Here is a 15,794-nt window from a genome sequence, read left to right on the forward strand (position 1 = left end):
AGAGATATAGGATAAAACGATTTGTGTTTGATTAATTATTACGGTCTGCCACTGCAGTTCGCACTTTTATAAAACCGGCTTTTAAAGAATTAAAAATTTGGTCTCGGAAAGATTGATCAAGTTCTTCTTCAACCTCTGTCAACAAAGCCATGGCATCGACAGATTTATCTGTATTAAATATTCTATCTCGTAAAATTTCATCTTGTGCTCGTTTCAATAAGGAATCTACTTCTGCATCTGTAACTGCACTATTTTGTTCTAAAACATCTACCTGAGCAACTATAGCCGCAATTTTAGAATTAATAATTTCATCTGAAATTTTTAATTTAGAACTCGCTTTTTCTGAAGATACATGCTCTACAACTGCTATTTCAACGGCATCATTTAAAGTTTTATTCTCTTGTTCTTCAGGCATTTTATACTTCTCAACTTCAACAGCCACACTTTCTGTCTTTGTACCTGTTTCTACTAAAACCAATTTTTCTTCTTCTTTAAAAGTCACTGGTTCTTTAGCAATTACTTCTTCTAAAGTATCTTCTTTTTCTATGTCAACAATTTCTGCTGGAATATCATTTACCACATCACTGCCATTAAAGTAAAAAAGTGCAACACCTATTAATACAATAACACTTGCCGCAACGCCCATCCATAGATACACAGGTTTCTTTTTTGCAGTATCAGTATTTAATTCTGATGAAATTTTGGACCAAGCATTTTCTGACGGATGAATCTTCCGCTCTTGTAACTTGGTTTTTATGTGTTTTTCAAATTTATCGGTTTCCATACCCTATACTATTTTGCTGCCTTAATTGTTCTTGAAGCAATTTTCGGGCTTTTAATAATTGTGTTTTTGAAGTACTCCCTGTAATTGAGAGCATTTCTGCGATTTCTTTATGCTTATAGCCTTCTACGGTATACAGCACAAATACCATTTTATAACCTTGCGGTAAAGCATCTATCAATTGTTGAATATGCTCGGTATCTAAATCGGTACTTTGCGATATTTCTTCAGATCGATTCTTTTCATACACCTCATCGTCATACACCACAAACTGTTGCTTTCTTAAATAAGAGATGCTTTCTCGAATCATTATCCGCCTCAACCATCCTTCAAAACTACCTTCGAACTTAAACGTATCTAGCTTATTGAACATTTTTAGAAAACCCTGAACCATTACATCTTCCGCAAAATGAATATCTTTTATATACTGCCGGCAGACACTCAACATTTTTGGAGCATGTTTTTTATACAAACGCTCTTGCGCATCGCGGTTACCCGATGTTGCTTTTTTAATGAGCTGTTGCTCGTTTTTATAAAAACGTATAATTTTCAAAATATTGGTTTGGTCTTCTATTAGCATAGACGCAGAAGAAGTAACTATAGTTGCCTGAAGATATGAAAAAAATAAAATTAATTCTTAAATGACTGAATTACAAATGTTTAAAAATTAATTAAATGAATAAAATTTTTACCGGATTTACATTTTACGATCCACCACGTAATTCACCATCAACTTTAAAGCACTTTTATACTCAGAATCAGGGTAGGTACTTAGCAGTTCTAATGCCTCGTCTCTATATTGTAGCATTTTAGATACTGCATAATCCAATCCGCCTTTGTCTTTTACGAAACCGATAACTTCTTTGACCCGCTTTTTGTCCTTATTATGGTTTTTAACGGAATTGATTACCCAGCTTTTCTCTTTTTTAGTACAGTGGTTCAGTGCGTATATTAATGGCAAAGTCATTTTTTGCTCTTTAATATCGATACCTGTTGGCTTTCCTATTTGTTTGGTTCCATAATCAAAAAGGTCGTCTTTGATCTGAAACGCCATACCGCAGAGCTCTCCGAATTTCCTGAAGGTTTCTACATCTGTACTATCCGGTTTAACCGAACAAGCACCAAGCGAACAGCATGCCGCAATCAACGTTGCCGTTTTTTGCCTGATAATATCATAATAGACACCTTCTGTAATATCTAGACGCCTTGCTTTTTCTATCTGTAATAATTCGCCCTCGCTCATTTCGCGAACGGCAACAGAAATAATTTTAAGCAAATCGAAATCTCCGTTATCTATGGAAAGCAAAAGACCTTTAGACAGTAAATAATCACCTACCAAAACGGCAATCTTATTTTTCCAAAGGGCATTTATAGAAAAGAACCCCCTGCGTTTATTACTTTCATCAACCACATCATCATGAACCAATGTTGCGGTATGTATCAATTCTATAACCGATGCACCACGATAGGTGCGCTCGTTTACTTCGCCGTCATTCAACAGTTTTGCTGTTAAAAAAACAAACATAGGGCGCATTTGCTTCCCCTTGCGATTTACGATATAATGGGTAATTCTATTGAGTAGCGCCACTTTAGAGGTCATTGAATCTCTAAACTTAGATTCAAACAGCTCCATTTCCTGGTAGACAGGTTCCTTTATTTGTGCTACTATTTTCAGTTGCTCTTTATTTGGACTCCAAAATTAGTCAAAAGCTAGCAGTTAACAGTAGTTGGCGAGGAGATAATGGTTTCTAGAGTAATTAGGAGTTGGTGGTTAGGAATTAGTTGTTGGTTGTTGGAAAAAATAAGTTCAAGTTCAAAACTCAAGTTCAAGTTCAAAAAACAAACTCAAAATGGCTTTTGGCTTTTGGCTTTTGGCTTTTGGCTTTTGGCTTTTGGCTTTTGGCTTTTGGCTTTTGGCTTTTGGCTTTTGGCTTTTGGCTTTTGGCTTTTGGCTTTTGGCTTTTGGCTTTTGGCTTTTGGCTTTTGGCTTTTGGCTTTTGGCTTTAACGCTTCGCGTTTTTTAGTATTAAGTAATAAGTAATAAGTATAAAGTACTAAGATATTACGCTAGCAATTGCTCTAGTATGTCACGTCCTAAAATACGGCTACAGATTAATATTAGTTTTAAGCGGCATATTGATGCACGTAATTAGGTGTTTTATAATCTAAAGATAAATGCAATCTTTTAGAGTTGTATAGTTTGATTGCATTTTTGGCTGCTTTTTTAGCATGTACCACGCTGGTAAAGGTCTGGTCAAGATAGAATTCATCTTTTAGGATACCGTTTACCCTTTCGGCCAGTGCGTTTTCATAGCAATGGTTCTCTTCTGTCATGCTGATCTTGATTTTCTTTCTTTTTAGTATTTGGGTATATACATTGCTGCAATATTGAATGCCCCTGTCCGAATGATGAATAAGTTGATCAATGTTTTGAGCATTGTAAATAGCCTTATTTAAAGCTCTGACACAACCTTTTAGCTCTAGGCTATCACTTAGGTCATATCCAACAATTTTACGTGAGTGCATGTCGGTGATCAAGGCCAGGTAACAGAATCCTTTAATGGTTCTGATGTAGGTTATATCGGAAGCCCAGACTTGATTAGGTCTATTGATATTAAGGTCTTTTATAATATTACCATACTTGTAAAACCTATGATATGAATTTGTGGTTCTAGAAGAATATTTTTTTCTTCTAACGAGTAACCTGTTCTCTCTTAAGATACGGAATAGCCGGTCTCTGCCTACTTTAAGGTCATATTTATGAAACTCATTTTTTAATGATCGCATGAGTTTTCTTGTACCTTCTCGAGGTAGTGTTCTTCTACTTTTTCGAACAAGTTCGATTACATCTTGTTCTATCTGTTTTTTGATTAGAAACCTTTTTTGGTATTTGTAATAGGCATCTCTTTTCAGATCAAAGGCATTACAGATAGTACCAATTGAATGCAGCCTTTCATTACGGTTTATCGGTGCTACTTTCATCAAGGCTTTATGTTTAAGTTTTTTTTTAATTCTTCAACATCTCTATAGCCCAGGTTTTCGGCGGCTACCTCAAGATAGCTATCGGTCACCAGTTTGTCCAGGTCCTTTTTAATAAGAAGGTCCTTAAGTTGTTTCAGCTCTTTTTGAAGGGCTTTGATACGGGAAAGTTCGTCGTCTGTTTGCACGGTTACACGGGTATTCATTAAATCTTTACGATCATACTTTTTGATCCATACGTTTATAGTACTGGATTGTATACCGTAAGTTAATGCAATTTGTCTTTTGGAATGGTTTCCTTTGGTAAGTTCTGCCAAGACTTTGAGCTTGAAGCTCTCACTATAGCGTTTTACATATCCATCATTTTTATACATATACTTGAAGTGTTTTGTATACATATTTCAGGACGGGTCAGTAATTCGTTTTACTTAATACTATATTATTACTTTTGCAAACTAGTATTACTGATTTTGGACTTCGTACTTAATACTTTGTATTTCCTAAGTTTAGCTTTGCTAAATATTACACTTCGTAACAAGTCTATTATCTATTTTCTCTCTTCTAACTTCTGACTTTGTACCTCGTACTTAATACTTTGTACTCTTTACTTTGTACCTCGCACTTAATACTTTGTACTTACCTTAAGACTTATTCGCCAACTGCCCGCATGCGGCATCAATATCCTTTCCTCTAGAACGACGAACGGTTACTACTATATTATTCTTTTCTAATGTATTAACGTAGCGATCTATGGCTGCGTTTGAGGCTTGCTTGAACTCGCCATCATCAATAGGGTTATATTCTATTAGATTTACTTTAGAAGGTGCAAAGCGGCAGAATTCTACCAAGGCATCGACATCTTTCTGGGTGTCATTAATTCCGTCCCAAACTACATATTCGTAAGTAATTCTACTTCTTGTTTTCTCGTACCAATACACTAAAGACTCTCGCAAATCGCTTAAGGTAAACTTGGCATTAAACGGCATAATTGAAGTTCTGATCTCATCTATCGCCGAATGCAACGAAACAGCCAATTTGAATTTCACCTCATCATCTGCCATTTTCTTAATTAACTTAGGCACCCCGGAAGTTGAAACGGTAATTCGTTTTGGAGACATCCCTAATCCATCAGGAGAAGTAATCTTATCAATTGCCTTCAATACATTATTATAGTTCATTAACGGCTCTCCCATCCCCATAAAAACAATATTGCTCAATGGCCTTTCGAAATATAAACGACTTTCATTGTCTATAGCCACAACTTGATCGTAAATCTCATCAGGATTCAGATTTCGCATACGTTTCAAGCGAGACGTTGCACAGAACCTACAGTCTAAACTGCACCCAACCTGACTAGATACACAGGCAGTGGTTCTTGATTTTGTTGGTATCAAGACCGATTCTACAATTAAATCGTCATGCAAGCGAACGGCATTCTTAATAGTGCCGTCACTACTACGCTGCATTAAATCGACCTTAATATGGTTGATTACAAAATTAGCTTCTAGCATCTCTCTAGTTTCTTTCGATATACTTGTCATCACATCAAAAGAATAGGCAGCTTTTTGCCATAACCACTCATATACCTGGTTTCCCCTAAAAGCTTTGTCACCATTAGAAACAAAGAAATCCCTAAGCTGCTCTCGCGTTAGTGCCCGAATGTCTTTTTTCTTTATTTCTTCCATCACTTTAAAGGTAGGTATTACTAATTATAAAAATCCCGCTTTCTCCATTTGCAGATAAAGCGGGATTTTTTATTTGTCCTTTTAATAAAGGATTTATTTTGAACTTATATAATCAACATAGCATCACCATAAGAATAGAACTTATAGCTTTCCAATATTGCTTCTTTATACGCTTTGTTCATTAAATCATGACCCATAAATGCAGACACCATCATCAATAAGGTAGATTTTGGTAAGTGGAAATTTGTAATCATCGCATTTGCAATACTAAAATCGTATGGAGGAAAAATAAATTTATTCGTCCAACCTTCATAAGTATTCAACGTTTGCTTAGATGAAACAGCACTTTCTAAACCTCTCATTGCTGTAGTACCTACTGCACAAATACGACGTTTTTCTCTCTTTGCATTATTAACGATATCTGTAGCTTTCTCATCAATAAATAACTCTTCACTATCCATTTTATGCTTAGAAAGATCTTCAACTTCTACTGGGTTGAAAGTACCTAAACCAACATGTAACGTTAATTCTGCAAAATCGATACCTTTAATCTCTAAACGCTTTAATAAGTGTTTAGAAAAGTGAAGACCTGCCGTTGGAGCCGCAACTGCACCTTCATGCTTTGCATAAATCGTTTGATAACGACCTTCATCTTCTGGCTCAACTTCTCTTTTTATGTATTTAGGTAATGGAGTTTCACCTAATTCTCTAAGTTTTCTTCTAAAATCTACATATGCACCATCATATAAGAAACGTAATGTTCTACCTCTAGATGTAGTATTATCGATAACCTCAGCTACCAATGTTTCATCATCACCAAAATATAGTTTGTTACCAATACGAATTTTACGTGCAGGATCTACAAGAACATCCCAAAGACGTTGCTCTTCGTTCAACTCACGTAAAAGAAAAACTTCGATACGCGCACCTGTTTTTTCCTTGTTACCGTATAAACGGGCAGGAAAAACTTTAGTATTGTTTAGAACCATTACATCGCCTTCATCAAAATAGTCGATCATGTCTTTGAACATCTTGTGCTCAATTTTTCCGGTATCTCTGTGGATCACCATCAATTTAGACTCATCTCTATTTTCAGAAGGATGCTCCGCCAATAATTCTTTAGGAAGCTCAAAACTAAAATTTGATAATTTCATGTAGCTATTATATTTAATGCAGCAAATTGCGGCTGCAAATATACAATCTGAAGATAGGCCTTGTCAAGTAAAACGTTAATTATAATTCCGTTATACTGAAATGTAGTTGTTTTAGATCGTTCCAAAAATCAGGATATGACTTAGATACTACCTCTGCATCGTTCACAAAAAGTGTAGTTTTCATTGCCAAAGGCGCAAAAGCCATTGCCATTCTATGGTCGTTATACGTATCTATAGCTACATCTGCGTTAATTTCAGCCGTTGGTAAGATGGTAAGTGTTTTATCGGTTACCGAAATAGTAGCACCTAGTTTTGACAGTTCTGTATGTAAAGCTTCTAAACGATCGGTTTCCTTTATTTTTAAAGTATGTAGACCTATTAAATGGCAGCCTACTCCCAATCCGAAACAAGTAACCGCAATAGTCTGCGCAATATCTGGCGCATTCGCTAAATCGAATTCATTTTCAGCTAACACCTTTTTATCGGTCTTTTTTAAGGTGATTTTATTTTCGCCATATGTAGTTTCTACTCCAAAAGATGCGTAAATATCGGCAAGTACACTGTCGCCTTGAAGGCTTTTCTTTTTATAGGCAGACAAGGTTATTTCTGTGCCTGGTGCTGCAAGTGCGCAAATACCATAGAAATAAGAGGCTGAACTCCAGTCAGACTCCACCACCAATGTTGTTGGCGCCACTTTTGCCTTAGAAGATACTTTGATGATATTACCCTCAAATGAAGTCTCTACTCCAATTTCTTCCAACAAAGCTAGGGTCATTTTTATATAAGGCACCGAAGTAATTTTACCAACCAACTCTAATTCTAGTCCGTTTTCTAAACTTGGTGCAATTAACAATAATGAAGAAATATACTGGCTACTTACATTTGCAGGCAGACTCACTTTATCTTTTATGATACGTTGCCCTTTAATTTTTATCGGCGGATACCCTTCATCTTGTACATAAGAGATTTCTGCACCCAAAGTTTTTAAGGCATTTACCAAAATTTCAATAGGTCGCTCTGTCATCCTTTTAGATCCAGTAAGAATTACTTCTTTACCTTCTTGAGAAGAAAAATAACCCGTTAAAAAACGCATTGCCGTACCAGCATGATGAATATCGACCGTACCCTCTGAAATTCTCAAACCTTTTGCCATAACCTGGGCATCATCAGAATTTGAAATGTTTTCTATTTTAATATCTGAGAATAATGCAGCCAATAATAAACTACGGTTAGATTCACTTTTAGAACCTGTTATAGTTATAGTATCTTTTAATTGATGATTTGACGGACCAGTTAAGTGAAGTTTCAATGCGTATAATTTTAAAAATAGAACGCCAAATATACGCCTATTTCAACTTTTTATTGCTGTGATGACGGTCATGATCTCGCTTTGTTTTTAAATCTAACTTTTTATCGAAAGCTTGTTGTAAATCGATACCTGTTTGATTTGCTAAACATAAAACCACGAACATTACATCTGCCAATTCTTCACCTAAATCTTTGTTCTTATCAGATTCTTTTTCGCTTTGCTCACCGTAGCGTCTTGCAATAATTCTAGCGACCTCGCCCACTTCTTCTGTTAGCTGTGCCATATTGGTAAGCTCGTTAAAATAACGAACGCCATGTTCCTTAATCCAATTATCTACTGCTAGTTGTGCGTTTTCAATGTTCATTTTGATTATCCTATATTTTTTCAAAAACAATTAAAGATTGATTCTGACTTTTTACAGCTTCATTAAAAAGCTGTTTTAACCCTGCATAATATCCATTACTGTAATGTGCAGAATTCAATTCAAAAGTAAAAAATAAACTTATCGAACCACTATTATTATCTAACTCATTTAGTTTTAATATACCTCCATCACTTGGCATACTAAAACTTTTGTTTTCAGGAATAGATTTTAATTTATATCCATTAGGTATGTGCATGTTAAGAATATATTGGTATTTAATCGGATAACCGAAATCGACAGGGTAGTTTCTTTCTGAAGATGTAAAAGGATTTTTTTCAAAAAATTTTATGACAAACGGATTAAGATAAATATTATCGCCTTGAAATACATTTTCAATTTCAAAATTGAACCGTTCGGTAATTTTTTTATCATCAGAATATTTCAGGTTTTTTTCATGTGAAATAATATGGAAATCATCTGAAATTTCTTCTTCTAATTTCTCTAGATAAATAGCTTCTTTTGTGGTCGACAATACTTCATCTTGAGCAACTTTATTATACCCCATATTAATGAAATCAAATATGCCCGATAATTTCTTCTCTTCTGGATCAAGAGTCATTTGAGCACGAATCATTTTGGCATTTAATTTTTCTGGTTCAATATCATACCAATAACTTTCAGTATCAAAATCCATAACCCTACCATAATAATTTAAACAACGAAAAGGCAACATACCAAAAGGCATATATTTATCAGTAGCATCTAACAAATATGATTCCCCTTCAATATCAACTTTTGCAATTATATAATTAAAATCATTCATAACTGGGTGTGTCTTCTTTGGCAAACCCCTATTTCTAGTTGCCAAAACCATCATATTTGCTTTTATATTAGCCGCGTTCAAAAGATTTATTAGAGCTATATTTATTTCAGCTACATTACCTCTTTTTTCATCAAAGGCTGTTTTGACCTTATTATCTTGCCAAATACTGTATTTTTCATTCCAAGTGAAATGTTTTTTTATGAATTCATAAATGTTTTTTGCACGGGTAAGTTCATCACCTTCCGTCAATAAACTTTCATCTACATTTTTTTCGAAAAAACTCTTTTTACGAAGCTGACTACCTATATCCTTATCAGTCTTAAATTCTTTATCAACATCATCCCACGATTTGGTATATTTTTCGGTACCACCATAGAAACTTTTATATTCAGACAGCTCAAATTCTATTTTAGATCTGTAATTATTGGAAGAAAGCATGTATTCTTCAGAATCTTTAAATGCAGGTATATCTTTCATTACATATTTTAAAGATTCGCAGTCACTATTATCTTTAGCCCTTGGAAACTCAAAACATCCTTTTACAATATCAGCCTCATTAACATCTAAATTTAAATCTCCCTTAAGACTTCTATTATATAACCAATTACCTGGAATTTTAGCATTAAATTCAGAGTATAGCTTGGGGATGTCTGACTGAAACACCCAACCTGTAAAATTGAAATAAAAAGGAGATTGCATCTCGTATTCATACTCAATTATCGAACCTTCTTGTACATTAGGAAAAGTGAACTTTGTCTGAGACCATTTCTCATTAATCTCCTCTTCGAAGAACTCACTTTTCTTTACCGAATTTTTAATTGCGCCATTGTGAGTTAACGCCTTAATCGCAACAAGTTTTTCTTTTCTGTCCTTAGAATGATAAAGTGGTATTTCAACATTTGCATATTCAAAACCCTCTTTTTCTAGTATTTTAATTTTAGCATGATATTTTGTTATCAGGTAGATATAATCATCTCTAATTTCAAAATAATTATCTCCGTATTCATAAAGATATATGGCCGTTGCTTCTGAATCTTTCCCGTATGATTTAAACTCACTTTCAGATTGTGAAATGGCTCCAAACTCAACGTTATCTTGAGCTAGAATAAGGTTAGTACAAAATATTGAGATCGCTATAAGAAAAATGAAACGGATGATTTTATGCATTTGAGTTGATTGGTTTTATTCAATTTAAAAAATAACTTCAGAACGATTGATTTAAACTTTTTTCAATCTGTTTTAATAACCCTTATTTTTAGATTTTAGTCAATATTATCTTTTCTGATTGTTTCTGTACAATTTGATTGTAAAACTCTTTTACTGCAGTATAATAATTAGGAGAAAACATTGCATATTTAATTTCATAACTACTAACTAACTGTATAATATTTCCATTCTCTTTCATGATAAAGTTATAAATGCCCCTACCCTCAGGTAAACCAATAGCTAAATTCTCTGGCAAGTACTCTACTTTATATCCTTCAGGTATTTTTAAACTGATATTAATTTTCTCTGTTCTTGGAAATACAAAATCTATAGGATACTCTCTTTTCTCCATTTTGAACGGATTTTCTTTTATTGCCAAAAACAACATAGGATCTACGTATATTTTTTCTCCAATACGTTCTAATCCGTTTTCATTTTCAAACGATATGGTTTCTACCATTGGCAAACCAGGCACGTTAAGATTCTTTACTTCTAAATTTAAAATTTCTGTATATGTTAACAATTCTGATTTTTCATCCTTAATTTCTTCAATATTTTTAATGCTGTTGGCATCTCTATAAACATATGCTAAATTATCTGTTAAACTGGTTCTCATATTTCCATTAACCAAGCCATCTTCCTGAAGTTTAACATTCATAAAAATAGTTTTTGAAGATGATTTTTTAGGGCTAAGATCAATGGAAACCGAACTACCATCTTCCCTTACTAAACGTCCATACCAATTTATAGCCCGATTAGGCAACTCATTCACTGTTAACATATTATTCGTAGCATCCAACAAAATATAATCGCCATTATTTTCAATGGCAGCTATAACATAATTAAAACCATTAGTTGTAGGAAACAACGGGATACCATGCTTCTTGGTAGACACCAATACCGGGTTTGCCTCAAATCCAGCGTACCTCAACATTGCTGTCAACATTAAATTAATATCGGCAACGTTTCCTTTTTGCTCTTCTAAAGTTTTTTCAAATCCGTTATCACAGCCATAACCATAGTAACCATCCCAGACGATTTTCTCTTTCACAAAATTATAAATTGAAGCTGCGAGTTCTGCTTTATCTGCATATTTAGAAATCAATACATCAATTTCTTTTCTAAAAACTTTATTCTTGCTTAACTCGCCACCGAAATCATCATACTTGTAAATAACATTTGCAACATCTCCCCATGTTTGACTATACATTCTATAGCCTTCACTTGGAAATTTTGTAGATTCTAATTCAAAAACTATTGCACTTCTATAATTCTCGATATTATCTGTGTATTGTTCTTCTTTAAAAGCAGGAATATTTATAGCGGTAATATTATAATCTGTTTCAAAATACACAAGATCACCTCTTCTAATTCCTTCAGACTGCTCACCACCACCAAATAATGCTTTAGTATCACGTTCTTGTCTATATTGAAAATCAATCTTCTTTTTCTCTGTTACCTCACCAATTTGAATAGGATAAAACCCTCTAACATTTTTCTTAAAATTAAAATATTCAGGTATTTCTACTTTAATATCCACTTGATTTACCGGTATGCCATATTGAATAACAAATGGCGCAATAAAACCTACGAAATCTGATGCAATTTCATATTCTATATCTATAACACTTCCTTCTTTTACATTTGGCATGGTAATAGAAACTTTATCTTCATACTTATTGATGTTTTGAGTAAATACGCCGTCTTTCTTCAATTTATCTTTTACTATTTCATTACCCTGTACATTATAAGTTAAACCTTCAATGCCATAAATTTTTTGACTTAAAGCCCCGTTATTATATAATGGAACGGTTATAGTTGACCAGCTTAATCCAGACTTTTTATAAACCTTTATTCTATAATGAACTTTACGAGAATAATTAAAGCCTTTACTAGGATTATAATCATACACCAAACGTTCTTTTTTAAACAAAAAAGCTGCGCCGGCTTCTTTGTCAAGGTTATGTTCTTTCTGCCCAACCTCTTCCATTGATACCTTGCCAAACTTTATATCGTTAGTTTGTGCGTTTATAAAAATCGAAATAAAAACTATGATAATTGTAAACTGTAATTTCATGGATTTTTATTTTTTAATAAATACAATTTTAGATGCGTCTACTCTAGAAATAGTTTTTCTGAAATCTCTATAATCATTATAAGTTGTCTTCGAAAAATTACCAGGCTTCATTAACAAACTTCTTTTGTAAAGCAACGTAGATTCTGAAAGCTGATCGACACTAACTTCAAATTCACCGAATTCGTTAATAACTTTTGTGTGTTCTAGGTTTGACTCTATTTCGTAACCAAACGGTATTTCTATTTCAAACTCATCTTCATCTAAGTACCCCCTTTTAACCACCACATCTCGGTTTCTATCTTTATCTTTTTTAGGCACAAATTCATTTCTATTTAACATATTCGGAGCGAAAAGAAGACGATCACCTGCTTTTGACAAATAACCAGATGTTTTAATGTCAATATTTTCTGTCGTGATAATATTACCCTTGTCATTTTCGATATCATGTTGTAGAATTTGAACATCATTAACATAATCCCAATGGTGTTTGTAATACTTCTCTACATCTTCTTTACTATCACTAGACAACCCATATTTTTGATTATACTGTATTCCAGTACTTTTTATTTCTACTTGTGCGCTAACTTCACTTTCATTTATACTAATTTTCGCTTTTGTGGTTTGTTTACTTTCTTCTGGCAAATACTTTCTAGACCTCACCATTTCACCACCATCGGCACCAACTTTTAACACATACCTATCATCTGTAAATGTGCCTGAAAAATTTGCCGGCACTACTTGACTTGTGCATTCCAACCAAAGTTCTTCATCGGCTAACGGAACATTCAAAAAAGCGTGATTACCCTGTAACGAAGGAAAGTCAACATCTAAACTCTGCATATTTGCACCAGCCGATACTATGGTATAATAAGATTCTATACCTATCGCTTTTAATAAAACCATTGTATAATTCGTTAGACCTTTGCAATCACCATATTTAACCCTATCTACCTCATTCGCACTAATTGGCTCCCAACCACCAATACCCATTTGTACACTGATATATCTGGTATTATCTTGAACAAATTGGTATACTATTTTTACCTGTTCTTTTGGATCCTCGATACCTTTTACCAAACTTTTTACTTTTTGAATAGTTGAAGGACTTAGTTCTCCTCTTTCTTTCAAAAGCGAATCATATATCCAACCTCCGAACTCCTTCCATGTAGTTGCATGACCGTCTACTCCTTTTAAATGAAAATCTTCTAAAGCAAATTGAACGTTCGGCGCAAAATCTCTAAACTCTGGGTCAAAATCTTCAGATTCAAGAGCTATTAAATTAATAGCAGTATACTTTACCCCAAATTCATACTCTTTTCGTTTCACTTCAAAAGCTGTTAGGTTATTTTCCTTATACCTATATTTTATTTGTGCTGGTAAATTTAGATTGAATTCACTTTTTTCAACACTAAGTCTATACCCGTCCATAAAATACCAGCGTGGCATAAAAGCTGTATCTGAAGTCGTATATTTCTGAGTTAGAACAACTGTATACGGATATTTTACCGGAGTATATCTTAGAAATTTTACTCGAGAGTCAGAATAAAGAGTTCCTTCGCCAGTAGCAGATTGATCAATAAAATCTTTTTCTTTAAACTTTTCTATCTCCTTACCCTTGCCATTAAGTATTAGTGCCTCCAGTTCTTTTATCGAAGTTTCTTTATCATAAAAAAAAGTAGCATTTACATGTTTTGAACCGCTTTCATTAAGAACAGTGACGACCCTTTTTGACTTAACCTCCATATTATCAAATGATTTGAGCACAACGGCGCTTTCATCTAAGCGAACAACTGCATCTGAATTCTTTAAAAGAGAAGGGTCTATTTTTGAAAAATTGTAATCTTGGGAAAGCACGGAATGGGTTACCGTGAACAACAGTAATAAAAATGGTAAGCGCATATGGTTTGGTCAGCTGGTTTTTATCTTAACGATAAAAACGGTATATTTCTTACAAAATATGCAGAAAATTTATTGAATCCTAAGTTTTATCCTTCGTATCAATCAATATAGTAACCGGTCCATCATTCAAAAGCTCTACCTTCATATCTGCACCGAAAACACCTGTACCTACTTTCTTATTCATCTTTGATTCTAGTGTCGAAATAAAAGCTTCGTATAGTGGAATCGCTACTTCTGGTCTTGCTGCTTTTATATATGATGGGCGATTTCCTTTTTTAGTACTGGCATGTAGCGTAAATTGGCTAACTACAATAGCTTCGCCATTTTGATCAAGTAGAGAGTTATTCATCACCCCTTCATCATCATTGAAAATTCTAAGGTTGACTATTTTATTCGTTAGCCAATCAATATCTTCTTGGGTATCTTCATTTTCTATGCCGATGAGAATTAGAACACCACCTTCGATGGCGCTAATCTGTTTTTGATCGACCGTTACACTAGCTTTAGAAACGCGCTGTATTACTGCTCTCATTTTTTCTCGTCGTGTAAATCTACCCTATAATGCTCATCTTCGCCTTTTATCATTTGTAAGTAACTGTTATACCTACTCCAAGCAATATCACCTGCATCTAAAGCATCTTTAACGGCACATTTTGGCTCATCTATATGTATACAGTTATTGAACTTACAGTGTTGTTTCAACTTAAAAAACTCTGGAAAATAGTTGCCTATTTCCTCCTTTTCCATATCAACAATACCAAAACCTTTTATTCCGGGAGTATCTATAATACGTGCGTCAAAACTTAAATCGAACATTTCAGCAAAAGTTGTGGTATGCTGACCTTGAAGATGTTGTTTAGAAATTTGTTTTGTCTTAATATCTAAATTAGGTTCTATAGTATTCACTAATGTCGACTTACCTACCCCAGAATGACCTGAAAACATAGAGGTCTTGCCCACCATCATTTCTTTTACCTTATCTACATTTTTACCTGTTGCAGCAGAAATACCAATACAGGTATATCCTATTTTACGATAAAGGGCCGCCATGAATTTGATCTCATCTAACTCTTCTGGTGTGTATGTGTCAATTTTATTAAATAACAAGACTGCCGGAATTTTATATGCCTCAGCCGTAATTAAAAATCGATCGATAAAAACCGGATATGTAGGCGGGTTATTCAACGTTACCAATAAAAACACCTGATCTAAATTTGCAGCGATGATATGTGTCTGTTTCGATAAGTTAACAGACTTACGAATGATATAATTTTTTCGTTTTTCAATTTCATTAATAATACCAAAGGTATCGTCGCCAGTAGTCTCTACCTCAAAACGCACAGAGTCACCAACCGCAACCGGATTTGTACTTTTTATACCTTTAATTCTAAACTTTCCCTTTATTCTACATTCATAGAAATCGCCATCTTCTGCCTTAACAGTATACCAACTTCCCGTAGATTTGTAAACAATTCCTACCATTTATCCAAAATCCATTCCTTTTATACAAAGTAACT

Annotated in this window: 15 protein-coding genes; 1 reads left to right on the top strand and 14 read right to left on the bottom strand. The window is 34.0% G+C overall.

Going from position 1 to position 15,794, the window contains the following annotated elements; genetic code table 11:
* Nucleotides 1–31: 31 nt before the first annotated feature.
* The 3 genes from ACPF9A_RS04845 to ACPF9A_RS04855 all read right to left on the bottom strand — a co-directional run bounded on the left by ACPF9A_RS04845 (nucleotide 32) and on the right by ACPF9A_RS04855 (nucleotide 2,456).
* Nucleotides 32–784 carry a hypothetical protein gene (locus ACPF9A_RS04845; RefSeq protein WP_424002169.1) on the bottom strand — a complete coding sequence of 251 codons (753 nt, stop codon included), beginning with the start codon at nucleotides 782–784 and terminating at the stop codon, nucleotides 32–34.
* Nucleotides 771–1,334, bottom strand: a complete 564-nt coding sequence (locus ACPF9A_RS04850) for an RNA polymerase sigma factor (RefSeq protein WP_424002171.1) — start codon at nucleotides 1,332–1,334, stop codon at nucleotides 771–773. Before ACPF9A_RS04850 ends, ACPF9A_RS04845 begins: the two co-directional genes overlap by 14 nt.
* A 144-nt stretch (nucleotides 1,335–1,478) precedes the next feature.
* Entirely contained in the window at nucleotides 1,479–2,456 is a 978-nt protein-coding gene (locus ACPF9A_RS04855; RefSeq protein ID WP_424004427.1) for a polyprenyl synthetase family protein, read from the bottom strand.
* A 175-nt stretch (nucleotides 2,457–2,631) separates the two neighbouring features.
* Between ACPF9A_RS04855 and ACPF9A_RS04860 the strand changes: the two genes are divergently transcribed.
* The gene (locus tag ACPF9A_RS04860) at nucleotides 2,632–2,805 is read left to right on the top strand and encodes a hypothetical protein (RefSeq protein WP_424002173.1); all 174 of its coding nucleotides are present in this window, start codon (nucleotides 2,632–2,634) and stop codon (nucleotides 2,803–2,805) included.
* Between the two features lie 100 nt (nucleotides 2,806–2,905).
* Here ACPF9A_RS04860 and ACPF9A_RS04865 read toward each other — a convergent pair whose 3' ends face one another.
* The 11 genes from ACPF9A_RS04865 to rsgA all read right to left on the bottom strand — a co-directional run bounded on the left by ACPF9A_RS04865 (nucleotide 2,906) and on the right by rsgA (nucleotide 15,759).
* On the bottom strand, nucleotides 2,906–3,763 hold the full coding sequence (locus ACPF9A_RS04865; RefSeq protein ID WP_424001329.1) for an IS3 family transposase: 858 nt from the start codon (nucleotides 3,761–3,763) through the stop codon (nucleotides 2,906–2,908).
* Nucleotides 3,763–4,134 carry a transposase gene (locus tag ACPF9A_RS04870; RefSeq protein ID WP_024479941.1) on the bottom strand — a complete coding sequence of 124 codons (372 nt, stop codon included), beginning with the start codon at nucleotides 4,132–4,134 and terminating at the stop codon, nucleotides 3,763–3,765. Before ACPF9A_RS04870 ends, ACPF9A_RS04865 begins: the two co-directional genes overlap by 1 nt.
* A gap of 267 nt (nucleotides 4,135–4,401) precedes the next feature.
* Entirely contained in the window at nucleotides 4,402–5,445 is a 1,044-nt protein-coding gene (gene rlmN / locus ACPF9A_RS04875; RefSeq protein ID WP_424002175.1) for a 23S rRNA (adenine(2503)-C(2))-methyltransferase RlmN, read from the bottom strand.
* A gap of 104 nt (nucleotides 5,446–5,549) precedes the next feature.
* A complete protein-coding gene (queA, locus tag ACPF9A_RS04880; protein WP_424002177.1) occupies nucleotides 5,550–6,599 on the bottom strand; it encodes a tRNA preQ1(34) S-adenosylmethionine ribosyltransferase-isomerase QueA in 1,050 nt (349 codons plus the stop codon).
* A 79-nt stretch (nucleotides 6,600–6,678) separates the two neighbouring features.
* Nucleotides 6,679–7,908 carry a 3-phosphoshikimate 1-carboxyvinyltransferase gene (locus ACPF9A_RS04885; RefSeq protein ID WP_424002179.1) on the bottom strand — a complete coding sequence of 410 codons (1,230 nt, stop codon included), beginning with the start codon at nucleotides 7,906–7,908 and terminating at the stop codon, nucleotides 6,679–6,681.
* Between the two features lie 37 nt (nucleotides 7,909–7,945).
* On the bottom strand, nucleotides 7,946–8,272 hold the full coding sequence (locus ACPF9A_RS04890; protein ID WP_133674707.1) for a nucleotide pyrophosphohydrolase: 327 nt from the start codon (nucleotides 8,270–8,272) through the stop codon (nucleotides 7,946–7,948).
* Nucleotides 8,273–8,282: 10 nt separating this feature from the next.
* Nucleotides 8,283–10,262, bottom strand: coding sequence for a transglutaminase domain-containing protein (locus ACPF9A_RS04895; protein WP_424002181.1), 1,980 nt, complete (start codon nucleotides 10,260–10,262; stop codon nucleotides 8,283–8,285).
* Between the two features lie 88 nt (nucleotides 10,263–10,350).
* Nucleotides 10,351–12,378, bottom strand: coding sequence for a transglutaminase domain-containing protein (locus ACPF9A_RS04900; RefSeq protein WP_424002183.1), 2,028 nt, complete (start codon nucleotides 12,376–12,378; stop codon nucleotides 10,351–10,353).
* 6 nt (nucleotides 12,379–12,384) lie between these two features.
* A complete protein-coding gene (locus ACPF9A_RS04905) occupies nucleotides 12,385–14,277 on the bottom strand; it encodes a DUF3857 domain-containing protein (protein WP_424002185.1) in 1,893 nt (630 codons plus the stop codon).
* A 79-nt stretch (nucleotides 14,278–14,356) separates the two neighbouring features.
* Nucleotides 14,357–14,809, bottom strand: a complete 453-nt coding sequence (dtd, locus tag ACPF9A_RS04910) for a D-aminoacyl-tRNA deacylase (protein ID WP_424002187.1) — start codon at nucleotides 14,807–14,809, stop codon at nucleotides 14,357–14,359.
* Nucleotides 14,806–15,759 carry a ribosome small subunit-dependent GTPase A gene (rsgA, locus tag ACPF9A_RS04915; RefSeq protein WP_424002189.1) on the bottom strand — a complete coding sequence of 318 codons (954 nt, stop codon included), beginning with the start codon at nucleotides 15,757–15,759 and terminating at the stop codon, nucleotides 14,806–14,808. Before rsgA ends, dtd begins: the two co-directional genes overlap by 4 nt.
* Nucleotides 15,760–15,794: the final 35 nt, after the last annotated feature.

This window comes from Maribacter sp. IgM3_T14_3 (genome assembly GCF_049603095.1).
GTDB lineage: Bacteria > Bacteroidota > Bacteroidia > Flavobacteriales > Flavobacteriaceae > Maribacter.

What these genes read in the sequence shown, in the direction of transcription:
- ACPF9A_RS04900 (WP_424002183.1), bottom strand. Translation starts at nt 12,378, where the DNA reads ATGAAATTACAGTTTACAATTATCATAGTTTTTATTTCGATTTTTATA.
- dtd (WP_424002187.1), bottom strand. Translation starts at nt 14,809, where the DNA reads ATGAGAGCAGTAATACAGCGCGTTTCTAAAGCTAGTGTAACGGTCGAT.
- ACPF9A_RS04895 (WP_424002181.1), bottom strand. Translation starts at nt 10,262, where the DNA reads ATGCATAAAATCATCCGTTTCATTTTTCTTATAGCGATCTCAATATTT.
- ACPF9A_RS04870 (WP_024479941.1), bottom strand. Translation starts at nt 4,134, where the DNA reads ATGTATAAAAATGATGGATATGTAAAACGCTATAGTGAGAGCTTCAAG.
- rlmN (WP_424002175.1), bottom strand. Translation starts at nt 5,445, where the DNA reads ATGGAAGAAATAAAGAAAAAAGACATTCGGGCACTAACGCGAGAGCAG.
- queA (WP_424002177.1), bottom strand. Translation starts at nt 6,599, where the DNA reads ATGAAATTATCAAATTTTAGTTTTGAGCTTCCTAAAGAATTATTGGCG.
- rsgA (WP_424002189.1), bottom strand. Translation starts at nt 15,759, where the DNA reads ATGGTAGGAATTGTTTACAAATCTACGGGAAGTTGGTATACTGTTAAG.
- ACPF9A_RS04845 (WP_424002169.1), bottom strand. Translation starts at nt 784, where the DNA reads ATGGAAACCGATAAATTTGAAAAACACATAAAAACCAAGTTACAAGAG.
- ACPF9A_RS04905 (WP_424002185.1), bottom strand. Translation starts at nt 14,277, where the DNA reads ATGCGCTTACCATTTTTATTACTGTTGTTCACGGTAACCCATTCCGTG.
- ACPF9A_RS04860 (WP_424002173.1), top strand. Translation starts at nt 2,632, where the DNA reads ATGGCTTTTGGCTTTTGGCTTTTGGCTTTTGGCTTTTGGCTTTTGGCT.
- ACPF9A_RS04890 (WP_133674707.1), bottom strand. Translation starts at nt 8,272, where the DNA reads ATGAACATTGAAAACGCACAACTAGCAGTAGATAATTGGATTAAGGAA.
- ACPF9A_RS04865 (WP_424001329.1), bottom strand. Translation starts at nt 3,763, where the DNA reads ATGAAAGTAGCACCGATAAACCGTAATGAAAGGCTGCATTCAATTGGT.